At 42.2% G+C, this 22,939-nt stretch carries 24 protein-coding genes; 15 read left to right on the forward strand and 9 right to left on the reverse strand.

Features of this window, described 5'->3' with window-relative positions:
- Positions 1-90: 90 nt before the first annotated feature.
- The 7 genes from LRQ06_RS13520 to LRQ06_RS21100 all read left to right on the forward strand — a co-directional run bounded on the left by LRQ06_RS13520 (position 91) and on the right by LRQ06_RS21100 (position 8,790).
- The gene (locus LRQ06_RS13520; RefSeq protein ID WP_232767233.1) at positions 91-2,715 is read left to right on the forward strand and encodes a S8 family serine peptidase; all 2,625 of its coding nucleotides are present in this window, start codon (positions 91-93) and stop codon (positions 2,713-2,715) included.
- Positions 2,716-2,951: 236 nt separating this feature from the next.
- On the forward strand, positions 2,952-4,109 hold the full coding sequence (locus tag LRQ06_RS13525; protein ID WP_232767234.1) for a benzoate/H(+) symporter BenE family transporter: 1,158 nt from the start codon (positions 2,952-2,954) through the stop codon (positions 4,107-4,109).
- 361 nt (positions 4,110-4,470) lie between these two features.
- Positions 4,471-4,782 (forward strand): hypothetical protein, encoded by a 312-nt coding sequence (locus LRQ06_RS13530; protein ID WP_232767235.1) that lies wholly within the window; start codon positions 4,471-4,473, stop codon positions 4,780-4,782.
- 215 nt (positions 4,783-4,997) lie between these two features.
- Positions 4,998-5,465 (forward strand): Lrp/AsnC family transcriptional regulator, encoded by a 468-nt coding sequence (locus LRQ06_RS13535; protein ID WP_232767236.1) that lies wholly within the window; start codon positions 4,998-5,000, stop codon positions 5,463-5,465.
- Between the two features lie 136 nt (positions 5,466-5,601).
- Complete coding sequence (locus LRQ06_RS13540) at positions 5,602-7,056, forward strand: pyridoxal-phosphate dependent enzyme (protein WP_232767237.1); 1,455 nt, start codon at positions 5,602-5,604, stop codon at positions 7,054-7,056.
- 280 nt (positions 7,057-7,336) lie between these two features.
- Entirely contained in the window at positions 7,337-8,302 is a 966-nt protein-coding gene (locus tag LRQ06_RS13545) for a sensor domain-containing diguanylate cyclase (protein ID WP_232767239.1), read from the forward strand.
- Positions 8,303-8,352: 50 nt separating this feature from the next.
- On the forward strand, positions 8,353-8,790 hold the full coding sequence (locus tag LRQ06_RS21100) for an acyltransferase (protein WP_232768966.1): 438 nt from the start codon (positions 8,353-8,355) through the stop codon (positions 8,788-8,790).
- 6 nt (positions 8,791-8,796) lie between these two features.
- Here the strand turns inward: LRQ06_RS21100 and LRQ06_RS13555 are convergent, their stop codons facing one another.
- Positions 8,797-9,438, reverse strand: coding sequence for a LysE family translocator (locus LRQ06_RS13555; RefSeq protein ID WP_232767241.1), 642 nt, complete (start codon positions 9,436-9,438; stop codon positions 8,797-8,799).
- Positions 9,439-9,519: 81 nt separating this feature from the next.
- Entirely contained in the window at positions 9,520-10,143 is a 624-nt protein-coding gene (locus LRQ06_RS13560; RefSeq protein WP_232767242.1) for a DNA-3-methyladenine glycosylase family protein, read from the reverse strand.
- A gap of 275 nt (positions 10,144-10,418) precedes the next feature.
- Between LRQ06_RS13560 and ada the strand changes: the two genes are divergently transcribed.
- From ada to LRQ06_RS13580, 4 genes are all read left to right on the forward strand, one after another.
- Positions 10,419-11,483 (forward strand): bifunctional DNA-binding transcriptional regulator/O6-methylguanine-DNA methyltransferase Ada, encoded by a 1,065-nt coding sequence (gene ada, locus LRQ06_RS13565; RefSeq protein WP_232767244.1) that lies wholly within the window; start codon positions 10,419-10,421, stop codon positions 11,481-11,483.
- A 185-nt stretch (positions 11,484-11,668) separates the two neighbouring features.
- Positions 11,669-12,508, forward strand: coding sequence for a class I SAM-dependent methyltransferase (locus LRQ06_RS13570; protein ID WP_232767245.1), 840 nt, complete (start codon positions 11,669-11,671; stop codon positions 12,506-12,508).
- 188 nt (positions 12,509-12,696) lie between these two features.
- On the forward strand, positions 12,697-13,101 hold the full coding sequence (locus LRQ06_RS13575) for a GNAT family N-acetyltransferase (protein WP_232767247.1): 405 nt from the start codon (positions 12,697-12,699) through the stop codon (positions 13,099-13,101).
- A gap of 39 nt (positions 13,102-13,140) precedes the next feature.
- Positions 13,141-13,650, forward strand: coding sequence for a DUF6653 family protein (locus LRQ06_RS13580; protein ID WP_232767249.1), 510 nt, complete (start codon positions 13,141-13,143; stop codon positions 13,648-13,650).
- Here LRQ06_RS13580 and LRQ06_RS13585 read toward each other — a convergent pair.
- Positions 13,647-14,468, reverse strand: coding sequence for a helix-turn-helix transcriptional regulator (locus tag LRQ06_RS13585; RefSeq protein WP_232767250.1), 822 nt, complete (start codon positions 14,466-14,468; stop codon positions 13,647-13,649). The genes LRQ06_RS13580 and LRQ06_RS13585 overlap by 4 nt on opposite strands.
- A 96-nt stretch (positions 14,469-14,564) precedes the next feature.
- Here LRQ06_RS13585 and LRQ06_RS13590 point away from each other — a divergent pair, with 96 nt between their 5' ends.
- From LRQ06_RS13590 to LRQ06_RS13605, 4 genes are all read left to right on the forward strand, one after another.
- A complete protein-coding gene (locus LRQ06_RS13590) occupies positions 14,565-15,284 on the forward strand; it encodes a type 1 glutamine amidotransferase (RefSeq protein WP_232767252.1) in 720 nt (239 codons plus the stop codon).
- Positions 15,285-15,364: 80 nt separating this feature from the next.
- Entirely contained in the window at positions 15,365-15,886 is a 522-nt protein-coding gene (locus LRQ06_RS13595) for a GNAT family N-acetyltransferase (RefSeq protein ID WP_232767253.1), read from the forward strand.
- Between the two features lie 109 nt (positions 15,887-15,995).
- Positions 15,996-16,829: a pyridoxamine 5'-phosphate oxidase family protein gene (locus LRQ06_RS13600; protein WP_232767254.1), complete on the forward strand. Its 834-nt coding sequence runs from the start codon at positions 15,996-15,998 to the stop codon at positions 16,827-16,829.
- Between the two features lie 85 nt (positions 16,830-16,914).
- Positions 16,915-17,871, forward strand: coding sequence for a bifunctional helix-turn-helix transcriptional regulator/GNAT family N-acetyltransferase (locus tag LRQ06_RS13605; RefSeq protein WP_232767256.1), 957 nt, complete (start codon positions 16,915-16,917; stop codon positions 17,869-17,871).
- Positions 17,872-17,969: 98 nt separating this feature from the next.
- Here LRQ06_RS13605 and LRQ06_RS13610 read toward each other — a convergent pair whose 3' ends face one another.
- The 6 genes from LRQ06_RS13610 to LRQ06_RS13635 all read right to left on the reverse strand — a co-directional run bounded on the left by LRQ06_RS13610 (position 17,970) and on the right by LRQ06_RS13635 (position 22,929).
- Positions 17,970-18,746, reverse strand: a complete 777-nt coding sequence (locus LRQ06_RS13610; protein WP_232767258.1) for a triose-phosphate isomerase — start codon at positions 18,744-18,746, stop codon at positions 17,970-17,972.
- Positions 18,747-18,770: 24 nt separating this feature from the next.
- Entirely contained in the window at positions 18,771-19,229 is a 459-nt protein-coding gene (gene rpiB / locus LRQ06_RS13615) for a ribose 5-phosphate isomerase B (RefSeq protein WP_232767260.1), read from the reverse strand.
- Positions 19,230-19,324: 95 nt separating this feature from the next.
- On the reverse strand, positions 19,325-20,083 hold the full coding sequence (locus tag LRQ06_RS13620) for a DeoR/GlpR family DNA-binding transcription regulator (RefSeq protein WP_232767261.1): 759 nt from the start codon (positions 20,081-20,083) through the stop codon (positions 19,325-19,327).
- A 33-nt stretch (positions 20,084-20,116) separates the two neighbouring features.
- Entirely contained in the window at positions 20,117-21,382 is a 1,266-nt protein-coding gene (locus tag LRQ06_RS13625; protein WP_232767263.1) for a TRAP transporter large permease, read from the reverse strand.
- 2 nt (positions 21,383-21,384) lie between these two features.
- Entirely contained in the window at positions 21,385-21,903 is a 519-nt protein-coding gene (locus tag LRQ06_RS13630; RefSeq protein ID WP_232767265.1) for a TRAP transporter small permease, read from the reverse strand.
- 51 nt (positions 21,904-21,954) lie between these two features.
- Positions 21,955-22,929, reverse strand: coding sequence for a DctP family TRAP transporter solute-binding subunit (locus LRQ06_RS13635; protein WP_232767267.1), 975 nt, complete (start codon positions 22,927-22,929; stop codon positions 21,955-21,957).
- Between the last annotated feature and the right edge of the window lie 10 nt (positions 22,930-22,939).

A 22,939-nucleotide genomic window follows, 5' to 3' on the forward strand; every position in this document is an offset into this window, starting at 1 on the left:
ATTATCAATACATTATTACCACAAATTACAACTCACCCCCGGGAAAGTGTCCTAATATATATTATGTGAACTATCAATAAGGAATTTCCTATGTTGACTGCACTCCGCATAAATACACTCCGGACACTAATTTTTCCTTTCCTGTTTTTGTTTTTTATCGGGCTCACTACCAGCATCGCTAATGCTGCTACCCCCCAGGCAAGAGCGGCGCTGGAAAATAACCCAGGCTTAGCGTATTCGACCAATTCGGTGCTTATCCGCTTTACATCCAATGCCCTTCCCAACCAAAAACAGCAAGCCAGACAATTGGTGAATGGGACTCTGATCCGGGGATATGGCATCGTCAACGCCCTTGAACATCTTCAGCTTGGTCCGGGACGGAATGTGGATAAAGCCATTGAAACGCTGCAACAACTACCATTTGTCAGTTATGCAGAGCCGGACTATGTCATTCGCCCAGATACCAATGATCAATATTATGGTCTGCTATGGGGACTGGAAAATACGGGGCAGGATATCCGGGGTGTCACCGGCGTCTATGACTCTGATATCGATGCCGATCTGGCCTGGTCAACAACAACAGGAAACCCCGATCTTATTGTTGCCGTCATCGATACCGGAGTTGACTATAACCACAATGATCTCAATGAAAATGTCTGGATCAATCCCGGCGAAATTGCCGGCAATGGCATCGATGACGATGGTAATGGCTACATCGATGATATCTACGGTTACGACTTTTTCAGCAACGACAGTAACCCCATAGATGAGGAAGGTCACGGAACACACGTCGCTGGCACCATTTGCGCGGAAAGCAACAATAACATAGGAATCAGCGGGGTTGCCTGGCAGTGTAAAATAATGGCTTTGCGTTTTCTCGGCCCCAATGGCGGTTATACCAGTGATGCGATTACGGCCTTAGACTATGCCGTTGCCAAAGGCGTAAAAATTTCCAACAACAGCTGGGGTGGCGGTGGCTATTCTCAGGGATTGTACGACGCCATTAGCAACGCTGCCGCCAATGGACACGTATTTGTCGCCGCAGCAGGGAATGGCGGGGCGGACTCTATTGGTGATGATACAGACATACTTCCACACTATCCGTCATCCTATAATCTGGAAAATATTATCTCGGTTGCCGCAACCAATAACCGCGATCAACTTGCCGGCTTCTCTAATTACGGACTAAACAGCGTAGATGTCGGTGCCCCCGGCGTCAATATTGTCAGCACTATGCTGGGCTCCTACTACTGGTCAAGCGGCACCTCGATGGCCGCTCCCCACGTTGCCGGGGTGGCGGCATTAATACTAAGCCTGCATCCTGACTGGGGATATACGGAAATAAAAGATCGGTTGCTTAGCACTATCCGGCCGGTTGCCGTACTGTCCGGAAAAACAGTCACCGGAGGCGTGATCGATGCTCAGGCTGCGACCACCGATGCAACCAGTGTACCCAATGCCCCCGATAACCTGACAACCACCGTCGTTTCGCATGACCAGATAGCTCTGTCATGGCGGGATAACGCCGACAATGAACTTGGGTTTGTGATTGAACGGAGTCAGGATTCCGGCCAAAACTGGAGCGAATTAGTGAATCTGGCCGCCAACACTGAGAACTATAACGATTCGGAGCTGGATGCCGAAACGACCTATACCTACCGGGTGTATGCTTATAACAGCGTCGGAAATTCGTCCAATTCCTATCTGTCATCTGCCACAACCGATCCGGCTCCGGACGGACAGGAAATCTTGACTAACAGCGAACTGTTTTCCGCAGGCAGTGTTGAAGGCACTTATGTCGATACATGGAATGCAGATGGGGTTTACCAAACTCTCACAGAACGCCGTTCTGGCGGAAAACCGTCCAACCGGTACAGTCTGCTTCAACATACCTGGGTGTTTAATGTGCCGGCGGGTAGCTCAACGTTATACCTGAATGCCTGGTCGGACATCTCCACTGACGGCGATATCTTTGAATTCAGTTACTCTCTGGATGGAAACACTTTCACCGATCTTCTGACGGTGTCAGGGGGCAGTAACGCTGACTGGCACTCGGTCAGTTTCCCTCCGGGTACCTCCGGCACGGTTTATATTCAGGTTAACGATAGTAATCATACCGCAGGCAATCTGGAGCTGAATACCATCTTCGTCGATAAAATGTATATTTTGTCTGAATCAAACACAGGTACCATTCCTGCGGCCCCATCAGGACTGGCCGGAACCGCAACAGTGGAAGGACAAATCGACTTAACATGGACGGATAATGCCTCCGATGAAAGTGGATTTGAAATCGAACGTTCATTAACCGGAACAGGAAACTGGTCTTTGATTAAAAGCGTTACAACGGATGTGCAGGCATACAGTGATGAATCCGTTGCCTCTGAAACCACTTACGACTACCGGGTCAGGGCTTTCAATGGTGCCGGTTATTCAAGCTACAGCAACCTCATTTCTGTCACTTCTCTGGCCACAACAATGGCAGATCTTGAACTGACAGGAAACAGCTATATTTCCGGCTGGCAGTATGTTGATCTTCAGTGGAATAACCCCGAAATGGTCGTCGATATCTACCGCGATGGAAATACCATCGCAACGCTGGCCGGTGGCACTTACACCGATGCAAAAATTGCCAGAGGCACCGGGGTTCAGTACACATATCAGGTATGTGAAACAGAAACCGACAATTGCTCAAATGTGTTTGTCGCATCGTTCTGAACACTAACAGTACCGATCCCGTAGAGCGAATGGCAGCACAAATTTCCGTGCTGTCATTCATAAACCGCCTGACTTCATTCGATTGTTTCTTCCCTTATCCATAACACAATTCAACTAATACCGCATACCTCTGCATAGCGAATAATTAATTGTGCGTTATAGCATACAATGATATCTTTATCTTCGTGCGCTATCACGCACATTGACGTATCGGAACAGAAAATCAGGGAAAGAAAATGATAGGAAAACAATTTAACATAAGTCACTTTACTGCTGGTTTTACAGCAGTATTAGTCGGTTATACCAGTTCGGTGGTCATCATTATTCAGGCGGCTACAAATGCCGGGGCAACTCCTGCACAAATTGAAAGCTGGTTACTTACCTTAGGAATTTCCATGGGGATAACCTCTATCGGATATTCATGGTTTTATAAAATGCCGATTCTTATGGCATGGTCAACCCCAGGAGCCGCAATGCTGGTAGGAGTGGTCGGACAATATCAGTTAAATACCGCCATCGGTGCCTTTATAGTGTCAGGACTACTTATTCTCATTACAGGCCTTATCACGCCTTTAAGTAAAGCGCTTGAACGCATTCCACCTCAACTTGGAGCTGCTATGCTGGGTGCTATTTTACTTCCATTCTGTCTTGAAGAATTTAAGACTCTCACAAATACACCATGGATTTTTATCAGTATGTTCATCAGCTTTTTACTGGCTAAGCGTTATATCCCTAAATACGCAATGCTTGTGCTTTTGGTTGTTGGTGTTGTCTGTACTATCGTAACAGGCAATTCAGAGATTAGATCAACCAAACTTTCTATCGCACAACCAGTCTGGATAACACCACAATTTGATGTTTCGCCAATCCTTAACCTGTCCATTCCTCTGTATATCATAACAATGATGTCGCAAAACTTACCCGGACTCGCCATGATGAAAAGCTACCAATATCGTTCACCGGTAAAACCCATATTAATAGGAACGGGGTTAGCCAACATTATGTCTGCCCCTTTTGGCGGTTTTAGTATCAACCTTGCTGCAATTTCTTCTGCTATCTGCATGACTCAGGAAGTTGATTCTGATAAAACACAACGATATCGCGCGGTGCTCTGGGCTGGGTTGTTTTATATTATTGCAGGTACATTCGCTACAACTGTCGTTGCCATTTTTTTATCCCTTCCACAAGAAATCACTAAAAATTTAGCCGGATTTGCACTATTGGGAACATTACTGATGTGCTTACAAACTTCCTTTAAAAAAGAAAGATACAAAGAATCGGCACTCCTAACTTTCCTTATCACTCTTTCAGGTGTCAGTTTCTTAGGAATAGGCGCCACACTATGGGGGTTGCTTGTCGGACTCATTCATCTGAAAATAACAAAGACTGAGTAACAAACCAGTATCATAAAGAAACGTCATTTACACTGATGCCGTTTCTTTATATTGCAACACAAAAATCTACAGTCAAAACTATTCAAATATCGAGAACAACACATAATCAATCAGGTTCAGAAAAATAATTAAAGCGTGTTCAGATGAATTATAAAAGAGAATAAAAACAAAAATTTTTAATTATATTTTCATAAAATATAAAAAATCACTAAAAAATGGTTAATAGTATTGCTCATGTAAATAAAATTATATTCGAAATTTTTGAACATTGAGCACTATTTTTTGCTCTATCTTCTCCTGCGAGCCCGCCCTATGATATCCCCAACGAAACAAAACAAATACAAAAATTGGAGAATGTATTATGAAAATTATCGCAACTGCAGCCGCTCTATCAGCATTAGCTTTAGCTTCCCAGGTTTCTGCTTCACCGCTGGAAATGGATATCTATACCGTAGGTAACGCTGCTCATGTTACCGTTACCGAAAATGGTCAACCAGCAGCAGGGATTCCAATTTCCGTTGAAGGACTTACCAGCCGGACTATAAAAACATCAGCTCAGGGTTCAGCCATTATTCAAAACTACAACAATAATGCGTCTACCTACACGTTTTCAATTAAACAGGCTGACGGCTCAACTATCACAACCAAACGCCTTTTAAGCCGCCAGCATTAAATAGTGGTAATAGGCTAACGTTGATACCCCCTATGGCTCAGCCCTCTTCTGGCTGAGCCACTTCTTTTTCGCACAACATCTGAAAGCAATTCATTTTTTAATATTCAAAAGCCCCCCTCCGGAATTCTGTAAGACAAACCAAGACTTAATTCTTTAAAAATGGGGAAGAATTAGTAAAAATAGCTGCAAACTTAACCCGATATAATGGACGTAGCATGGATAATCTTGATTTAAAAATTCTGGCAATTTACAGAAAAGATACCAAAATCAGTGCAGAAAGAATTGGCTCCACCGTTGGCCTTTCTGCTTCTGCGGTTCAGCGGAGAATTAAACAATTGAAAAGCAGCGGTGTTATTGAAAATGAAATTGCAGAGCTAAAAGCCGAAAAATTTGGTATTCAAATGCAATTCATTATCAATGTGGATCTGATAGATGAAAGAAATGAGGATATCCGGCAATTTGAGAAAAAAATGTATTCGCACCCAAGTGTCCAGCAGTGTTACTACGTCACCGGAACGGTGGATTTTTGTATTATCATTGCCGTAAAAGATGTTTCCGAATTTGACCTCTTTACTCAAAATATGCTGATGTCCGACAAAAACGTAAGAAGCTTTACATCACTGTTAGTCGTACGAAACTCGAAAACCGACTTATCCTCATTTATTGATCACCGGGTTGAGTAATAAACACCCTCTTCCGGTAAACGGCGTACATTTCCTTTTTCACGCTCTTTTCATGCACCGAAACGGCAAAAAACAACACCATTAGCCAGCCCGATTTCTTAGGATAATAAAAAAGTCCAATAGTGAGGAAAATAACATGTCAGACCTTTTATCTATCCTGACCCCGGATAATGATCCTACCGGGTACCTGAGAAAAAAAGCCAAGCCGGTCACCGAATTTTCTGATGAGCTGAAGCAGATCATTACCCAGTTGCATCAGACTCTAAACCATACCCGGGAAGTACTGGGTTTTGGTCGGGCTCTGGCTGCTCCACAAACAGGTATTTCACTGAGAATCATTGTGATGAACCTGGGAGCCGGACCGATAACCCTGATTAACCCTGAGATAACATGGTGCAGTGATGAGATGCAGCAAGTCTGGGACGATTGTCTGAGTACACCGGAAGTCATTGTTAACATAGCCAGACATGTCAGCATCAGCCTTCGTTTTCAGGATCCGGAAGGTATAGCTCATCATTGGGAGCACCTGCCTGCAGACTTGTCTGAATTATTGCAGCATGAATACGAGCATCTTGATGGAATACTGATGATTGATCATTCATCATCAGATAACACCCGCCCTGCCTCAGAAAAACACGCTGTTGTTTTAAGAAAGAAAGAACACCGAATTTCTCTGTCCGCCATTCAGCAAGCGGCCATTGAGATTGACCCTGTGTTTACACACAGCCCTCTATCAAAATCGGATTTTTTCAGTCGACGGTTAAGCACAAACATCTGGCTGAAAGATGAAACCCAAAACCCGATTGGCTGCTTTAAAGGCCGGGGAGCCGAAAATTTTTTCTCATCAACAAAACCACAAAATAATCCGGTTCCCATCGTATGCGCCAGCGTCGGTAACTGGGGACTGGCTCTGGCATGGAGTTGCCATAAAAGAAATTTCCCGCTTTATGTCTTTGTTTCGGAAAATGCAAACCAGAATAAAGTCCAAAAAATTAAAGCATTAGGGGCAAAAATAATAACAGCAGGTAATGACTTCGATGCCGCCAAACAGAAAGCAAAAGATTTTAGTATAAAAAAAGGTTATGACTTTTTAGAAGATGGGAAGGATGTCTCTGTTTCTGAAGGAGCCGGAAGCATTGCTGTTGAACTATTCAGCAATGGGAAACATTTTGATGCGGTATATGTTCCGCTCGGGAATGGTGCATTAATTAACGGGGTAAGCCGGTGGATTAAAGCATGCTCTCCAATGACGAAAGTAATCGGTGTTGTTCCTGAAGGTGCCGATTCTATGTTTTTAAGCTGGAAACAAGGACAGGTTATCCTCCGTGAAACCGTAAATACGATTGCTGACGGACTGGCAGTCAGAACACCAATCCCGGAAGCTGTCGGGGATATGAAAGGCATCGTTGATGATATCATTCTGGTTAGTGATAAACTGATATTAAAAGCGATGGAATATGCAGAAAAGAATGAATCAATCATTCTTGAGCCATCAGGTGCTGCAGGACTGGCGGGCATACTTTCAGACCGTAATGAAAAAAATCTGAATGGCAACATTGCGGTTTTACTAACCGGTGCAAACCGGGCCTAACCTCATTAAGAGTCAGTGAACTCAAACTGGCTCTTATACACGGTATAACCCAGGAAATGCGATCAGGACATATTGATTCTCTTCCCATGGCATTTTCTTCTTATGCATTAATATTTCTCCTCTTTGGAGAAAGCTTTTGATGTGTCATATACTTTTAGAAAACAAAACGACATTTCCCCGCTACAGACAAATACGTGATTTTCTCTTTAACAGAAAGATTTATCTGTAAAATGCTGATTCGATAATCGGGGAAAGTCACCTGACACTCATGAGGCTAACCATGCTTAAACCGGAAAAACCCAAAAATGAAGCCGAAAGGTTACATGCATTACGCACTCTGCAAATTCTTGACACATCACATGAAGAACGATTTGACAGAGTCACCCGCATGGCAAAACGCATGTTTGGTGTACCCATCTCTCTGGTCAGTCTCGTCGACGAAAACAGACAATGGTTTAAGTCCAAACAGGGTCTGGATGCGTCAGAAACCCCAAGAGAAATATCGTTTTGCGGACATGCGATTAATCAGGATGGATTGTTCATTATACCAGATGCTCAGGAAGATGACCGGTTCGCAGATAACCCGCTGGTAACAGATGCGCCCAATATACGCTTTTATGCTGGCTGCCCGTTAAAAATACGTGAAGGTATCAATTTAGGCACATTATGCCTCATCGATTCCAAGCCCAAATTACTCAACGAAGAAGATCAACAACTCCTCGCCGATTTGGGAGCAATGATAGAGCAAGAGATCAAATCCATTCAGTTAGCCACTTTGGATGAATTAACACTCATTTCAAACAGACGCGGCTTCCTCACTTTATCTGAGTACAGCAAAAAAGTTTGCCACCGGAAACAAATGAGTATGACCATGGTATTATTCGATCTCAATAAATTCAAACCAATCAATGACAGATTTGGTCATCACGAAGGTGATTTTGCTCTGTCCAAATTTGCCGAAGTCATGATAGAAACATTCAGAGAAAGTGATGTTATTGGCCGGTTAGGCGGCGATGAATTTATTGCCATGTTAACGGATACTGATCAAACTCAGGTAGAAAGCATTCTGAACCGTTTTGGAAGTGCGATTAATCTCATGAATAATAAAATCAACAAACCTTACCGAATCGAATACAGTTACGGGGTAGTGAGTTTTCCCTTCGACACAGGGAAAACTCTGGAAGAAATGATAGAACTGGCCGATTCGGCAATGTACGAACAAAAAAAAGCAAACAAAAGAAAATAAAATGTCTGAGGGAGATCGATCTTAAATGTCCAACACTCAGTTAAAGTAAAATTATCGATGTCGAACTAGGTACTGGTGTCACGATTGTTGAGCCCGGAAACATTTATGGATGCAAACTGTCAGATAACGTATTTATCGGACCATTTGTCGAAATACAGAAAAACACGTCCATCGGCGAAAAAACCAAAATCCAGTCTCATACCTTCATATGTGAATATGTCACCATCGGGAAAAACTGTTTTATCGGACATGGAGTCATGTTTGCTAACGACCTGTTCAAACATGGTAGACCTGACCCGAACCCGGATAATTGGGGACGTACCATTATTGGTAATGATGTTACAATCGGCTCTAATGCCACCATTCTTCCAGTGACGATCTGCGATGGTGCCGTCGTAGGTGCCGGCAGTATTGTCACAAAAGACATTACAGTTAAAGGCATTTATGCGGGAAATCCGGCTCGAAAGTTCAGAGATTTACCCGCATAGCCTCCACTAGCGGGATGCCCCTGCTGTGAATGCCAGAGAACTGCCAAGAGACATAAAAACGCCACCGACAACCCGGTTAAAGTAACGAATATTTTTTGCATTTGATAACCAGGGACCAAACCGGTACCCCAAAATGGCATACATAAACATTGATGAGCAATCAACCACAAACCAAGTACTTGCCAATATTGTGTATTGTTCAAAATGCGGAGTCGCCATATCGATAAAACCGGGAAACAATGCGGTAAAAAACAGAAGGTCCTTGGGATTACTGATTCCGACCATAAAACCTTTTTTAAATAGGGATAAGTAAGAAAAATTATCGGCAACGGAAAAGTTCGAATCACGAAATAGTTCCGCAGAACCACTATCGCACCATGACTTCCAACCAATATAAATCAAATACATTGCCCCTAAAATTTTAAGTACAAAAAACAGCTTTTCAGAGGCAACTAAAAGAGCACCCAGACCTGCCGCGGAGACAGTCATCAACACTAATGCCGCAATGGCGCCACCCAATACAGTTGCAATCGAATTTTTTTTCCCGAACTTCAGACCGTCAGAGATACAAAGAAGCGCTGAAGGTCCAGGAGTCAGAATTAATAAACTAATAACACTTACGTAGATAAGCCAGGTACTTATTTCCATGTTTCCTCAAGTAAAATTGAATCCAATCAGGTGATAAGAATAACAATATACATAAAGCACTTTCAATAAAGAATGAAACCATTATTCCCCCTCGGAAAAACGCTGGTGATAATAGTGCCAGAGAAACAATGCCCCAACACTTCGCCACGGCGTCCAGCGGTTCACGATTTCCCGGGCCTGAGCAGGCGTCGGTTTCTCGCTAAGGCCTTTCAACCTTTCCAGAGCTACCAGAATACCCAAATCATTCGCAGGAAAAATATCTGTTCTCCCCACCGAAAACATCAAATAAATCTCCGCACTCCAGACACCCAGTCCCTTAAGCCCGGTGATAGTTTTAATTGCATCTTTATCACTTAGTGTTTTCAGCCCATCAATATCAAAACTCCCTTTGAGAACGGCCTCAGATAAGCCTTTGGCATAATCAATCTTCCGGTATGACATTCCGGCCCGTCTCAGGCTTTGCTCTGAAATTTCTGAAAATGCTTCTGGGGTTACTTCATCCATCAATGATACCACCCGCCCCATGATTACTTTTGCAACGGTGGTCGATACCTGCTGACTGATAATTATGGACAAAAATGCTTCAAATCCGGTTTCAGGCATATACCTGGGGGCAGGCAAACCAACCTCATCCAATGCATTTTTAACATCCGGATCAACAAGACTCAATGCCGTCATACCATGCTGAATTGTCTCTATATCCATACATTGAGTTCCTTATACTCATAAAAATACGATAGCCTGTTCCTTTTATGATTGATACGTACCTAACCTGATCCATGATTCAATATTTAGGTAAGCCAGATATAAATTCATACTACCGAAACAGACTGACTCAGACTATCCGAATATTGCGGCAAATTTTTATGATTTAGGTATCACTGACTATTTAGTATTATCCGGCAATAACCGGATAGAAGAATCTGAAAAAATATGATGAGATAATTCCCATTGCAAACCCGTGATAGTGAGAACAAACCATGACCATGCCAAATGAAGGTACAATGAAAGCCGCAATAAAAAACCGGGACAAAAGCTTCGATGGTCAGTTTTACTATGGCGTCATTACTACTGGTGTGTTTTGCAACCCATCTTGCCCGACTAAAACGGCAAAGCCGGAAAATCTAAGATTTTTCCCGGATATTGAGTCGGCTATACAAGCCGGATTCCGCCCATGTAAACGATGTGAGCCTGTCGGAGAAAATACCCGGACTCAAAAGCTGATAGATGTAGCCCGTTATATTGAACAGCACGTTGAAGACAAACTAACATTGACCGGCCTTGGGAAGCTCGCCGGGCTGTCCCCTTCCCGGTTACAAAAAGTATTTAAAGACGTGTTCGGTGTATCTCCAAAACACTATCAGGATGCTGTAAGAATGTCCCGGTTTAAAGATTCGCTAAAAAACGGGGAAAGCATCACTGATGCCATCTATGCCTCCGGATTCAGTTCTGTCAGCCGGATATATGGCGAAGGCACCCGCAACATCGGAATGACACCAAAATCCTACCAATCCGGCGGGGAAGGCGAAGTCATCCATTACGCGTGCCGGGAAACCGCCCTCGGCTACATGATGATGGCGGCAACTGACAAAGGCGTGTGTTCAGTTCAGTTCGGAGACGATGAACAATCATTAATCGCCCTGTTATCAGAGGAGTTCCCCAAAGCAACCCGGAAACTTTCTGAGGCTCAGGACAAACCCGAACTGGATCACTGGATCCGCGCCTTAGATCAGCATATCAGTCAGGGCGGCCCCCGGCCGGATGTGCCCCTTGACATCCGGGGAACCGCATTCCAGATAAAAGTCTGGCAATTTCTTCTCAGCATCAAAGAGGGAGAGGTGATGAGCTACGGCGAAGTCGCTGAACACATAGAAAAACCTCAGGCCGCCCGGGCCGTCGGAACGGCATGTGGCAAAAACCGGATCGGCATTCTGATCCCCTGTCATCGTGTGCTGAGAAACGACGGTGCTTTGGGGGGATACCGTTGGGGACTGGAGCGCAAACAGGCTCTGCTGAAAAAAGAACGTTCTAAGACCCCTTCTTGAACATTTCACAATCCATTGATAGAATTGCCGCGCCTAAACTATCCGCAATCTCAAAACTAAGGAGGTACTCAATGAATTCTATGACTCAATCAGGAATCCAATACCGTCCTTACGTCGCCGGAGATGACTAACGTCTCGACCAATGAAGTAAGGACGACACACTTATTTTTGTCGGAATTACAACTATGTTTCAAACATTAAACGAAGCCACGGCCAAACCGGTTGTATGGTCATCTTATACCGCAGAACTTTTGTGGACAGACCCTCATATATCCAAACAGATGCTAACGTATCATCTTAACCCTGAACTAAACGTGTCATCGCGACCCTTTGATTTTATCGATGAATCCGTTGACTGGCTTATTTCCGAATGGGGTTTGAATGAGCACTCAAGTATCATTGATTTCGGCTGCGGGCCCGGACTCTATACCTACCGTCTAAAAAGCAAAGGAGCAGGGCATGTCGCTGGTATTGATTTTTCAAAAAACTCTCTGAACTATGCAATTCAACAGGCGAAAGCAGCAGACCTGAATATTGAATACCACCAGAGTAACTATCTGAATTACAACGACACCAGAAAATTTGATTTAATCACATTGGTGATGTGTGATTTCTGTGCTCTTAATCCGGTACAACGATCCTGTCTACTGGATAAATTCCGGACAATGCTAAAATCGGATGGAATCATTGCTCTGGATGTTTTTACATCAGCAAGATTCAGTAAACAGGCCGAATCCGTGAATCTGATTAAAAATCATATGAATGGTTTCTGGAGTGATAATGAATACTGGTGCGTTCATTCTTCCTTTGCCTATCAGACTGATCAGGTCTGGCTGGATAAATTTGTCATTATCGAAGAAGGGCGAAGCCGAACTGTCTATAACTGGCTTCAACATTTTAGTATTGACACGATGCAAAATGAACTTGAAAAACACGGCCTTAAAATCCAGTCAGTTTACCGAGATTTAAGAGGACGACCGTTGGATGACGGAGATGAAATGGCATTCATCATCAGCCACCGGTAATCAAACACCGGGATTCATACGGGGTGACAAGCCCCGTTTTCTCCACCCCACTACCACCTCGTATCGGCACTCAGATTTACTATTCAACCCGATGATAAAAAACACTTTTACTCAACAAAAAACGGCGTTATCGTGTATTCAGATAAAGACGGATTCAGCAATAAAGTTCTAAAAAACAAGGAAAATCAATGGATATCGAATATAAAATCAATCACCCGATCACAGCAGAACAGTTTATCGAACTATTGAAAAAAACGTCGCTGGGCGAGCGCAGGCCTCTGGATAATAAAGCTCTGATTAAAGGAATGCTCGAAAACGCCAATCTTATCATCACAGCCTGGAAGCATGAGCAACTTGTTGGCGTCGCCCGGTCCGTTACCGATTTCCATTATTGCTGCTATTTATCGGATCTGGCTGTCGATGAACAGGTTCAATCGGAAGGCATAGGCAAAGCGCTGATCCAAAAAACAAAAAAAGAACTGCACCCGGCCTGTAAAGTCATCTTGCTGTCTGCTCCTCAGGCGCAGAATTACTATCCGAAGGTAGGATTCCAGCCTCATAACAGCGCCTGGGTATTATCCGATCAGAAATAGCAGTTTCTGTCACTTCCACTAAAAAAGTGAAGGATTCCAATGACATTTGAAAAAAAGATAGCCGATGTCTTTCGTTTAACCGATGAAAACTGGATGAGACATGCCAACCCGTTAAGTGTCTGGACACGGTACTCCGTTCTGCCATTAATTATCATGGCTTTCTGGAGCCGTCTCTGGATTGGCTGGTGGTGTTTACTTCCCGGAACCTTGTCCATACTGTGGATGTTTTTAAATCCCATTGTGTTCAAGGCCCCTAAAACGACGAAAAACTGGGCGTCCAAAGCCGTATTAGGTGAGCGGGTTTACCTGAACAGAGACAATATACCTCTTCCGGCTCATCACAACACCCCCTTATACACTATTCTCAATGGCATTTCGTCGGTTGGGTTTCTTCTCGCTGTCTGGTCAACTGTTTATTTCTCGGTATGGGGCGCGATATCAGGCATAGCAATGGCCTATCTGGGGAAAAGCTGGTTTCTTGATAGGATGGTCTGGCTATATGAAGATATGAAAAACCTCAATCAAACCTATCAAAACTGGGAGTATTAGACGTTTGTCTCAGACTGAGTCAGTTTCTGATCAGCAGACAGACTATATAACAAACGGCTATGTCGGTACCGGCTGGGAGTCTGATCAAACATGCCTTTAAAAGCATGTATATAAGCAGAATCCGACGCATAGCCCAGTTCTACTGCTATTTCCTGTATTGCCATACCGGTATCCAGCAATTGTAAAGATAAAACCAGTCTGATATTTTGCCGCCAGAGCGAAAATGACAAATTGAATTCTTTCGCACAAAGGCGTGATAGCGTTCTCTCAGATGCGCCCACTTTTTCTGCCCAGTCTTTCAATGTAAATTTCAGATCCGGCTGTTGTCTGAGTTGATTAAAAATTGCCATAAGCCGGCGGTCTTCCGGAATTAACAGCGGAATTTCATAGTGTTCGGCGGTTTCAATTTGATCGTTTAGCACCGCCAGTAAATGCGCAATGGATGCTTCCGATTGATGAGCCGTTCGCTTATCAAACAATAATAAAAGTAATTCTTTTAAAAAGGCGGTCACCAGACACGACTTGGGGGTATCACCATAATGGATTAAAGCATTGGGGTTCAGGTAAATAGCAAAAAACTGCGTATCGGTCACGGCCACCGATTTATGCACGGTATTGGCAGGAATGAATAACAGCGCATTATGCGGAACAATCGCCCGCTTATGGCCCATATTTGACTGCAACAATCCGGTAAGCGGAAACACAATCTGATGCCATGGGTGTGAGTGACTGTCATCAAGATAACCGGCTGGCATGTCTATCTTTTTCGTTATCAGTTGATGGCTGGCATATTTCTGAATGAGTTGATTGGCTTTCATTATTGGCAACTTATCGATGTTTTATGTCTGTTAATATAAAACATGCCATTTCTTTTTTATATAGCATTGTCAGCAAAGATAAGACAAGGAAAGAAAATGCGTATTCATTTTATTATTCACGAAGTATTTGAAGCCCCGGGTGCTTATGAATACTGGGCAAACAAGAATCAGCATACGATCACATACTCCCGTGTATACGAAGGTGACCAACTTCCGGAAACAGTGGAAAATATCGACTTCCTCATTGTTATGGGCGGCCCACAGAATCCGGCAACAACGATCGAAGAATGTTCTCATTTCAATTCAAAAAATGAGCAAGCCTTTATCGCCAAAGCGATAGAAAAAAAGAAAGCTGTACTTGGTATTTGTCTGGGATCGCAATTGATTGGTGAAGCACTGGGAGCCCAATATGACCATAGTCCCGAAAAAGAAATCGGGAAGTTCCCTATTTTCTTAACTCAAAATGGCCTGTCGCATCCCTTATTTTCTCATTTTGGTCAGACACTTTCCGTCGCTCACTGGCACAATGATATGCCAGGACTTACCCGGAATGCGGTCATCATCGCCTACAGCGATGGGTGTCCAAGGCAAATCGTCGCTTATAACGATTTGGTGTTCGGTTTTCAGTGCCATATGGAGTTCACAAAAGAGGTAGTCGAACAGTTAATTATCCATGACACTCCTCAACCGGGGCAGAAATTCCCTTTTGTTGACAGCCCGGATAAGTTAAAGAACTATGATTACGACGACATGAACCGGAAACTGTATGCGTTTTTAGATAAACTGACCATATATTACCAGTCAATAACCAAATAACCGGTTTCTTATCTGCCAGTACATTCAACAAAATGTATAATAAGTATATGATCCAGCGGATGAACACAGAGAAGATTAAAATGGATTTACAAGTCAGGGAAGCCACCGTAAAAGACATCAGTGTAATATCAGAACTTGGACGTACAACTTATAAAGATCATTTTAGCGATATATGGCACGACATCGATACATTTTTAGATAACGATTTCACCGAGGATGCAATCCAGACATGCATTAATTCTCCATCTGAATCACGCTATTATCTGGCCATGCATGAAAACAGATTAGTCGGTTTCGCAAAATTAAACTTAAATACAGAACTGCATGACCGAGGATGCCCCTGTATTGAGTTGCAAAAAATTTATCTTAAAAAAGAGTGTGTCGGAATGAATATTGGTTCCATTTTAATGGAGAAAGTCGCAAAGCTGGCCTCTGAAACCCGCAGTAAATATATCTGGCTGGATGTATTGAAAACCAATACTCAGGCTCAAAATTTTTATCAAAAACATGGCTTTCATGTTATCGATGAAATCCCATATAAAACCGATAAATATGAGATTGGCATGCTGGTTATGGCTAAATCATTACACGGAAATAAGTGATTTTTCGGTTCAAAAAGGCTTCAGAACCGCTACGAACTTAAACCATTTTCTGACATTTGATTAAAACGATGTCTCACAAATAAAATTAAATCAAAAATTGAATAAAAATATGGAATATCAGTCACTAAGAGAATTAATTGGACATCAGGTTATCGGTGTTCTGGGAACCTATACCGAAGATGCAGAAGGTATGGATGTCTATATTTGTGGTATCGAAATTCAGTCCGATACCCAACTGAAACTGTCTTTCCCACATGGTCACAGTTTATTACAGAATCAACCAGTCACTCTGCACCTTGATAACCGTACCGGTATCTCTGAATATGATGCAGAACTTAACGTAAATCGTTTATCATTCAAAGGAACGGTGGAGAGATTCAACGAATACGAAGCAATCGTCAGTGCGGTTGAATATCAGGTCTACTATGGATTGTCCCTCATTAAAGCGTTTCAAATTGAGAACTACGAGTTCCCGGACGATGACCGGCCGTCTAAAGCTCTGCCCATTTCACTCATACAACAGTCACCGGTTATTGATGCAACAGAGCATGATAATAAAATAGGTGTTCTGCTCAGCTTTGCAAAACAAAGACCCCATACCACGGTGATGGCATTTTTATCTTCTGAGGAAGATGATATCTTTTTTATTACTTTCCCTTCGACGTTTAAAGGTCAGGTTCTGAGCCGCGATAACCGCTGCTACTTTGCCATCGATAGCCGGGCGACATTTACTTTCGAAAAAGCCATTGAGTGGAATTACAGTATCATCAGTGGTGAAGTTTATGAAATACCAAAGTCATCGCCGGTATTCGAACAAATTCAGGAACTCTTTATCGCTAAAAATCCATGGGAAGTCGGTTTCTTTAGTCATCCGGACATTCAGTTATATCATTTAAAAGCCGCGCACGTTGTCTGTCCTAAGCGTTCGACAAACATCATGTAATCTTTCGAGACCAATTGCTCCCTTGACACATTATTGGGTTAATTATATGGTTGTGTAGTACAACCATATAAGGGGGGAAGATTCTATGATTTCATCGCTATCGGTTGAGTCTATACGCTCATCATCAAGACAACTCGTACGAGAATTAGGCTTTATGGGAGGCGCATTTGCAGGCACAAATCTGTCTCCCTCGGCCGTTCATACATTACTGGAAATCGATAAAAACCATGCGGTTACTGCCCGATATTTATGTGGTTGTCTCCAACTGGAGAAATCCTCTGTAAGCCGGATGCTTAAAAAGCTCTTGCAAACGGGAGATATTATGGAAATACCGCATTCCAATGATGCAAGAAGCAAACAACTGATACTAACACCCTCAGGTGAGAAAAGGGTTGCTGAAATACATAAATACGCCCGCAATCAGATAGTGCAGGCGCTGAAAAATTTAAATAAGAAAGATAAAGAAACCATCATCAAAGGATTAAAATTATACGCTGATGCGTTAGCCGGTGAGTCATGCTCAGAGATTACTCGCCCGGAGATCAAAATATCAACCGGCGATTATAATGGAATGATTTCTAAAATAACGGAATTGCACAGTTCCTATTATTCAAAAACGGTAGGATTTGGTTTGTCTTTCGAATCTACTGTTGCAGGCGGTTTAGCAGAATTTAGTCAGAGACTGAGTAAACCTCAAAACGAAATCTGGCTGGCCAGACAAGGAGATGAAATCGTTGGTTCTGTTGCTATTGATGGTGATGATTTAGGACAAAACAGGGCTCATCTTCGCTGGTTCATCGTAAGCGAAAACTCAAGAGGAACAGGCGTTGGCCATCGTTTACTCAACGAAGCACTTAACTTTGTTGATAATGCAGGATTTCGTGAAACTCATTTGAATACCATCGAGGGACTGGGCGCCGCACATCATCTGTACATTGCCAATGGATTTTCCTGCACAGACGAACAGTATGGCCATCAATGGGGAAAACAAATGAAAGAACTTCGTTTTGTCAGATTAAACCCATCAACACAAACAGACTGAGTATTGTCAGAATATGGCTAATCTAACCGTCCAATAATGTGACTATCAGAAACGCTGCCAGAAAGATCAGGTTTCAGCAGCGTACTCTTTGTGATTGATTATTCAACACTTAATGTTTCACTTATTTGTATTAGCCGACAAAAGTCCTCAGAATCCCATGCTGATCGTCCAATAAATACACCATCTATATTTGGTTTCTTTAAAAGTCCTACAGCATTACTATGATTAACGCTACCACCGTACAAAATATAAATAGAATCCGCTATTTCCTTATCATACATCTCTGTAAGTGCTGTCCGGATAGCCGAATGAATGAACTCTGCCTCTTCTTCTGTCGCTGGTATTCCTTTATCACCAATAGCCCACACAGGTTCGTAGGCAATAATCACAGAAGATAACTTCTCATGAGGAACATTATGTAATGCAATTTTTACCTGACGAACAACCGATTCCACCGACACTGACCAGTTTTTTTCCTGTTCAGTATCTCCGACACAAATTAAGGGCCTTAAACCATGTTTCAAGGCAGCCAGTACCTTTTTATTTACTGTTTCGTCACTTTCATTAAACCAGTGACGTCTTTCCGAATGCCCTATTTCAACAAGAGTAGCACCACAGTCTTTCAACATGATCGGTGAAATTTCTCCGGTATAAGCACCGGCATCATCCCAACACATATTCTGCGCCCCAACAAGAACTTTACCAACATGAGCCATTCTGCTCACTTGCTCAATATATGGGAAAGGAGGAATAACAAAAATCTGATGATGACAATTTGCTGTCTGCAAATAATCCACGACATTTTCTATCCATTTTGTAGCCTCCCGGCCGGTTTTATTCATTTTCCAACTGGTTCCGATCCAACAAGGTTTCATAATATCTCCTTAATCGATTGACGGTTAAAAACGAACCGCATGAAATTCAGAATCAATTTCTTTAATACGATTGACTTTAGGTGTTGATGGACCATCGGAAAACTCAGCTTCTAACCAGGTATCCAGGATACTTTTGGCCAGTTCAGGGCCAATAACTCTTGATCCCATGGTGATTATTTGAGCATCATTACTTTTTCTGGCTCGCTCAGCTGAAAACGTATCATGACAAAGCGCAGCGCGGATACCCGGTACCTTATTCGCGACAATACAAACACCAATTCCCGTACCGCATAACAGAATTCCTCGGTCAAATTCACCTTTTTTAACAGCTAGTGCCACATTCTTAGCGATATCAGGATAATAATAAGAATCTTCGGGTTTTAATCCCATATCACAGAAATTAATATGTTTATCTGACAAATGTTTTTTTATAATTTCCTTTAATTCAAATGCAGCGTCATCACATCCGATTACTATTTTCATATTTATTTCCTTTTGTTTACGTGTAGGAGTCCCTGTATGAATTTCATTCACACAGGATTAATTAAATAAGTGATTTTAAATTTATTAAATAATATTTAAATGAAATTAATTTTTGAATTTACAGAAAGTAATAATTCTTTATTTTTATCACTCATATTACTATCTGTATATATTTCTTCGAATTGCTCTAGTTCAGCTATTTTAAATAGCGCGTTATTCCCATATTTACTGCTATCAGCAACTAAAACGCTTCTCCTTGAGCTGTTCATCATGTCTATTTTTAATGTCGATTTATGCTCCGTTGGCGCTGTGACTCCATATTCTATATTCCAGAAGTTACAACTAATAAATGAAATATCCGTAATAATAGACTGAAGTAATTTTCGCGCATGGTCTCCAATACACGATTGACTGGAACTGTCTATTTGCCCTCCAAATACAGTTACTTCTATTTGCTTGAACTGACTTAAAAATAACGCAATTCTTAAATCTGGCGTAATAACCCTCAATGGCAAATGAGTAATGTTTTTTGCAATTTCCATTGTTGTTGTACCAGCATCAAGAATAATAGTATTTCCAGACTCAATTAATTTTGCAGCCTCTTTGCATATTCTGGATTTCTCAGATTTAAATAATGCATTCTTTTCTTGAAAAGAAAGTTGGGTTGCTACGAAATTATTTAATGTCACACCTCCGTGTGTTCTTCTCACAACCCCCTGGCTATCGAGCTCAACCAGATCCCGACGAATGGTTGCCGGTGATACATTGACATAATGAACCAGCTCCTCCACTGTCGTTAAATTCGTATCTTTAAGATAGTCAACAATTTCTTTAAATCTCTGTTGTTTTTTCATCAAGAAGTAACACTCACTTATTCAATTCACTATTCAATTTACCCACATAAGAGTAAGGGTTGGAAAGATTGTAATAACAACTAGACAGCATATCAAAGTGAACAATGGAATCAGTGTCGATTTCACCACTTTTTCAACCTGAATATCTGCAACCTGACTTGCAGCAAATAATGTTACCCCTAACGGAGGTGTAAACATTCCTATCGCCAAATTTACGACCATAACCACACCGAAATGAACAGGCTCAATACCATAGCTAACAGCGATAGGGGTTAGTATAGGTGCTAACAATAAGATTGCGGCGGAGGTTTCAACAAACATACCAACAATCAACAACAAAACATTCACTGCCAGTAAAAACTGTATCCCGGTTGAAAAACTATCTGCAGCGAACGCAGATAATGTTTGGGGTATATCCGAGCGGCTGACCAGAAAACTAAGTAATGATGCAGCGGCGATAATAAGCATAACCGATGTTGTGGCCAACGCAGATCGCTTCAAAATTGTAGGGATATCTCTTAAGGTAATTTCTTTATAAACAAATAAGCCTAATATCAAGCCATAAATAACGGCAACAGCCGATGCTTCGGTAGGCGTAAACATACCACCATAAATCCCGCCAAGAATGATGGTAGGCATCAATATAGCCAGAACAGCGTCTTTTAAAGTCCTCCAGAAGTTTTCCCTGCCAACAGAATCATTTTTTCCATGGCTGCCTACCCAACACCACAAGATAACCATGACGATCAGCGCTGCACCCATCAAAAGCCCGGGACCAATAGCAGCAAGGAAAAGTTTTCCGATCGATGTATTTGTACTCACACCGTACATAATCAAAGGAACGGAAGGAGGTATAACAATACCCAAATTAGCAGAAGAAGCCTGAATCGCAGTCGCCATCGGTTTTGGATAACCGTGCAAAATCATGGCGGGCAGAAGAATAGAACCAACAGCATAAGTTGTGGCAACGCTTGAACCGGATACAGCAGCAAAAATCATACTGGTAATGACACAAGACATTGCCAGCCCACCCTGTATATTTCCCACAAGCGATTTAGCAAACTTTACCAAGCGTTTGGACACACCACCCTGCCCCATTATATTTCCGGCAAGAATAAAGAGAGGTACCGCCATCAATGGAAAACTATCCAATCCGATAAACATCCGCTGAGGAATCAGGATCAAAGGAAGATTACTGAAGAAATACAACCCTACTGCACTGGCAATGACAATTGAAACAGCAATCGGTACGGATAACGTAATAAAAGATAATAATAGAGAAACTATAGCAGTTGGCATAATCAAACCTCAGTTGCATCATGAATCTTTAAGGTATCTGAGTCCACTCTTCTTTCTACATTAACCCAATGCCACTCAATTAATGCAGGTAAAGAAAATAATGCACCAACAGGAATGCTGATATAAAGCCAAAAAGCAGAAATATTAACCATAGAAACATTCTGCGACTTAACTCTGATCGCCATTTCCCACCCATACCAAATTAATATCATCAAAAAAAGAATAATTGAGAGTGTTACCATTCTTTTAACCCACAGGCCCAATGCATTCGGTAGCAAATCCACAAAAAAACCAATCGTGATCATACTTCCTTCTCTGAATACGCACCCCATAGTTATATAAACCATCCACACCATCATAATTCTGGCTGTAATTTCAGACCATGTTGATGGAGCGTCAAACACAAATCTTGTAATTACCTGATAAAAAACTAACAAGGCCATTAAACCAAGAAGAACGGCTGATACCATAAGTACAGAATAAGATAACCATCGATTAAATCTGATTATAAACATCGACATAATTAACTCCTTAAGACCAGAGCATGCACTCTGGCCTCAACATAACGTTTGCTATTGCATAGACTTAATTTCAGCTAAACGCTTAGTAAATCCCATTTGTTTAGCTAATTTTTCCCTCATCGGCTCTGTTGCAGTAATAAACGGATGTATATCGACTTTATCGATTGTCATACCTCTTTTTTTCAATTGATCAAACGCTTCGCTTTCCAGCTTCGCCCGGGTCTGGCGCATCACAATTGCCGCTTTATGAGCAGATGTTTCAACCCACTTCTGCTCCTGACCGGACAACCCATCCCAATAACTCTGAGACATTGCGATAACAGCAGGACTGTATAAATGCTGTGTCAGTGATGCTTCCTTTTGTACTTCGTATAATTTAGACGTTACAGCTAAATTAATTGGATTTTCCTGTCCATCAATTGTCCCTTGCTGCAACGCGGTGAATACTTCTGTCCAGGACATAGGCACCGGAGATGCCCCCAACGCTTTAAACGTCGCAATATGCACTTTATTCTCCATTGTACGAATTTTACGTCCCTTCAAGTCCCCAGGTTTAAGAATGGGTTTACCGTTATAGGTAATCTGCCTGAACCCATTCTCTCCCCAGGCAAGCCCTTTAATTTGATAGCGCGACATACCATCTAATATTTCCTGGCCTATATGGCTATCCAGGACTTTATGAGCGTGTTGATAATTTTCAAATACATATGGGAAATCAAATAGATAAACATCTTTATCAAAATTCCCGAGCGGCCCTGTAGATGAGATCGTCATTTCGATGATGCCGAGCTGCAAACTTTCTACCACCTCACGCTCTCCACCTAAGGCTCCGGCAGGCTTTAGAACAACATTAAACTCATGGTTACTTAACGTTTCCAGTTTCTGTTTAAATGCTTTTGCCGCCTCACCATGTTGAGAATCAAGAGTCTGAGTAAATGCGATATTAATCGTCTTAGCAGAGGAAAGTACCGGAGCCATCAGTAACCCTCCCAGCGCTATGTATTTAAAGAGCTTGTAATTATTCATTGTTATTCTC

The sequence above is a fragment of the Vibrio salinus genome (genome assembly GCF_021272385.1).
In the GTDB taxonomy this organism is placed as follows: domain Bacteria; phylum Pseudomonadota; class Gammaproteobacteria; order Enterobacterales; family Vibrionaceae; genus Vibrio; species Vibrio salinus.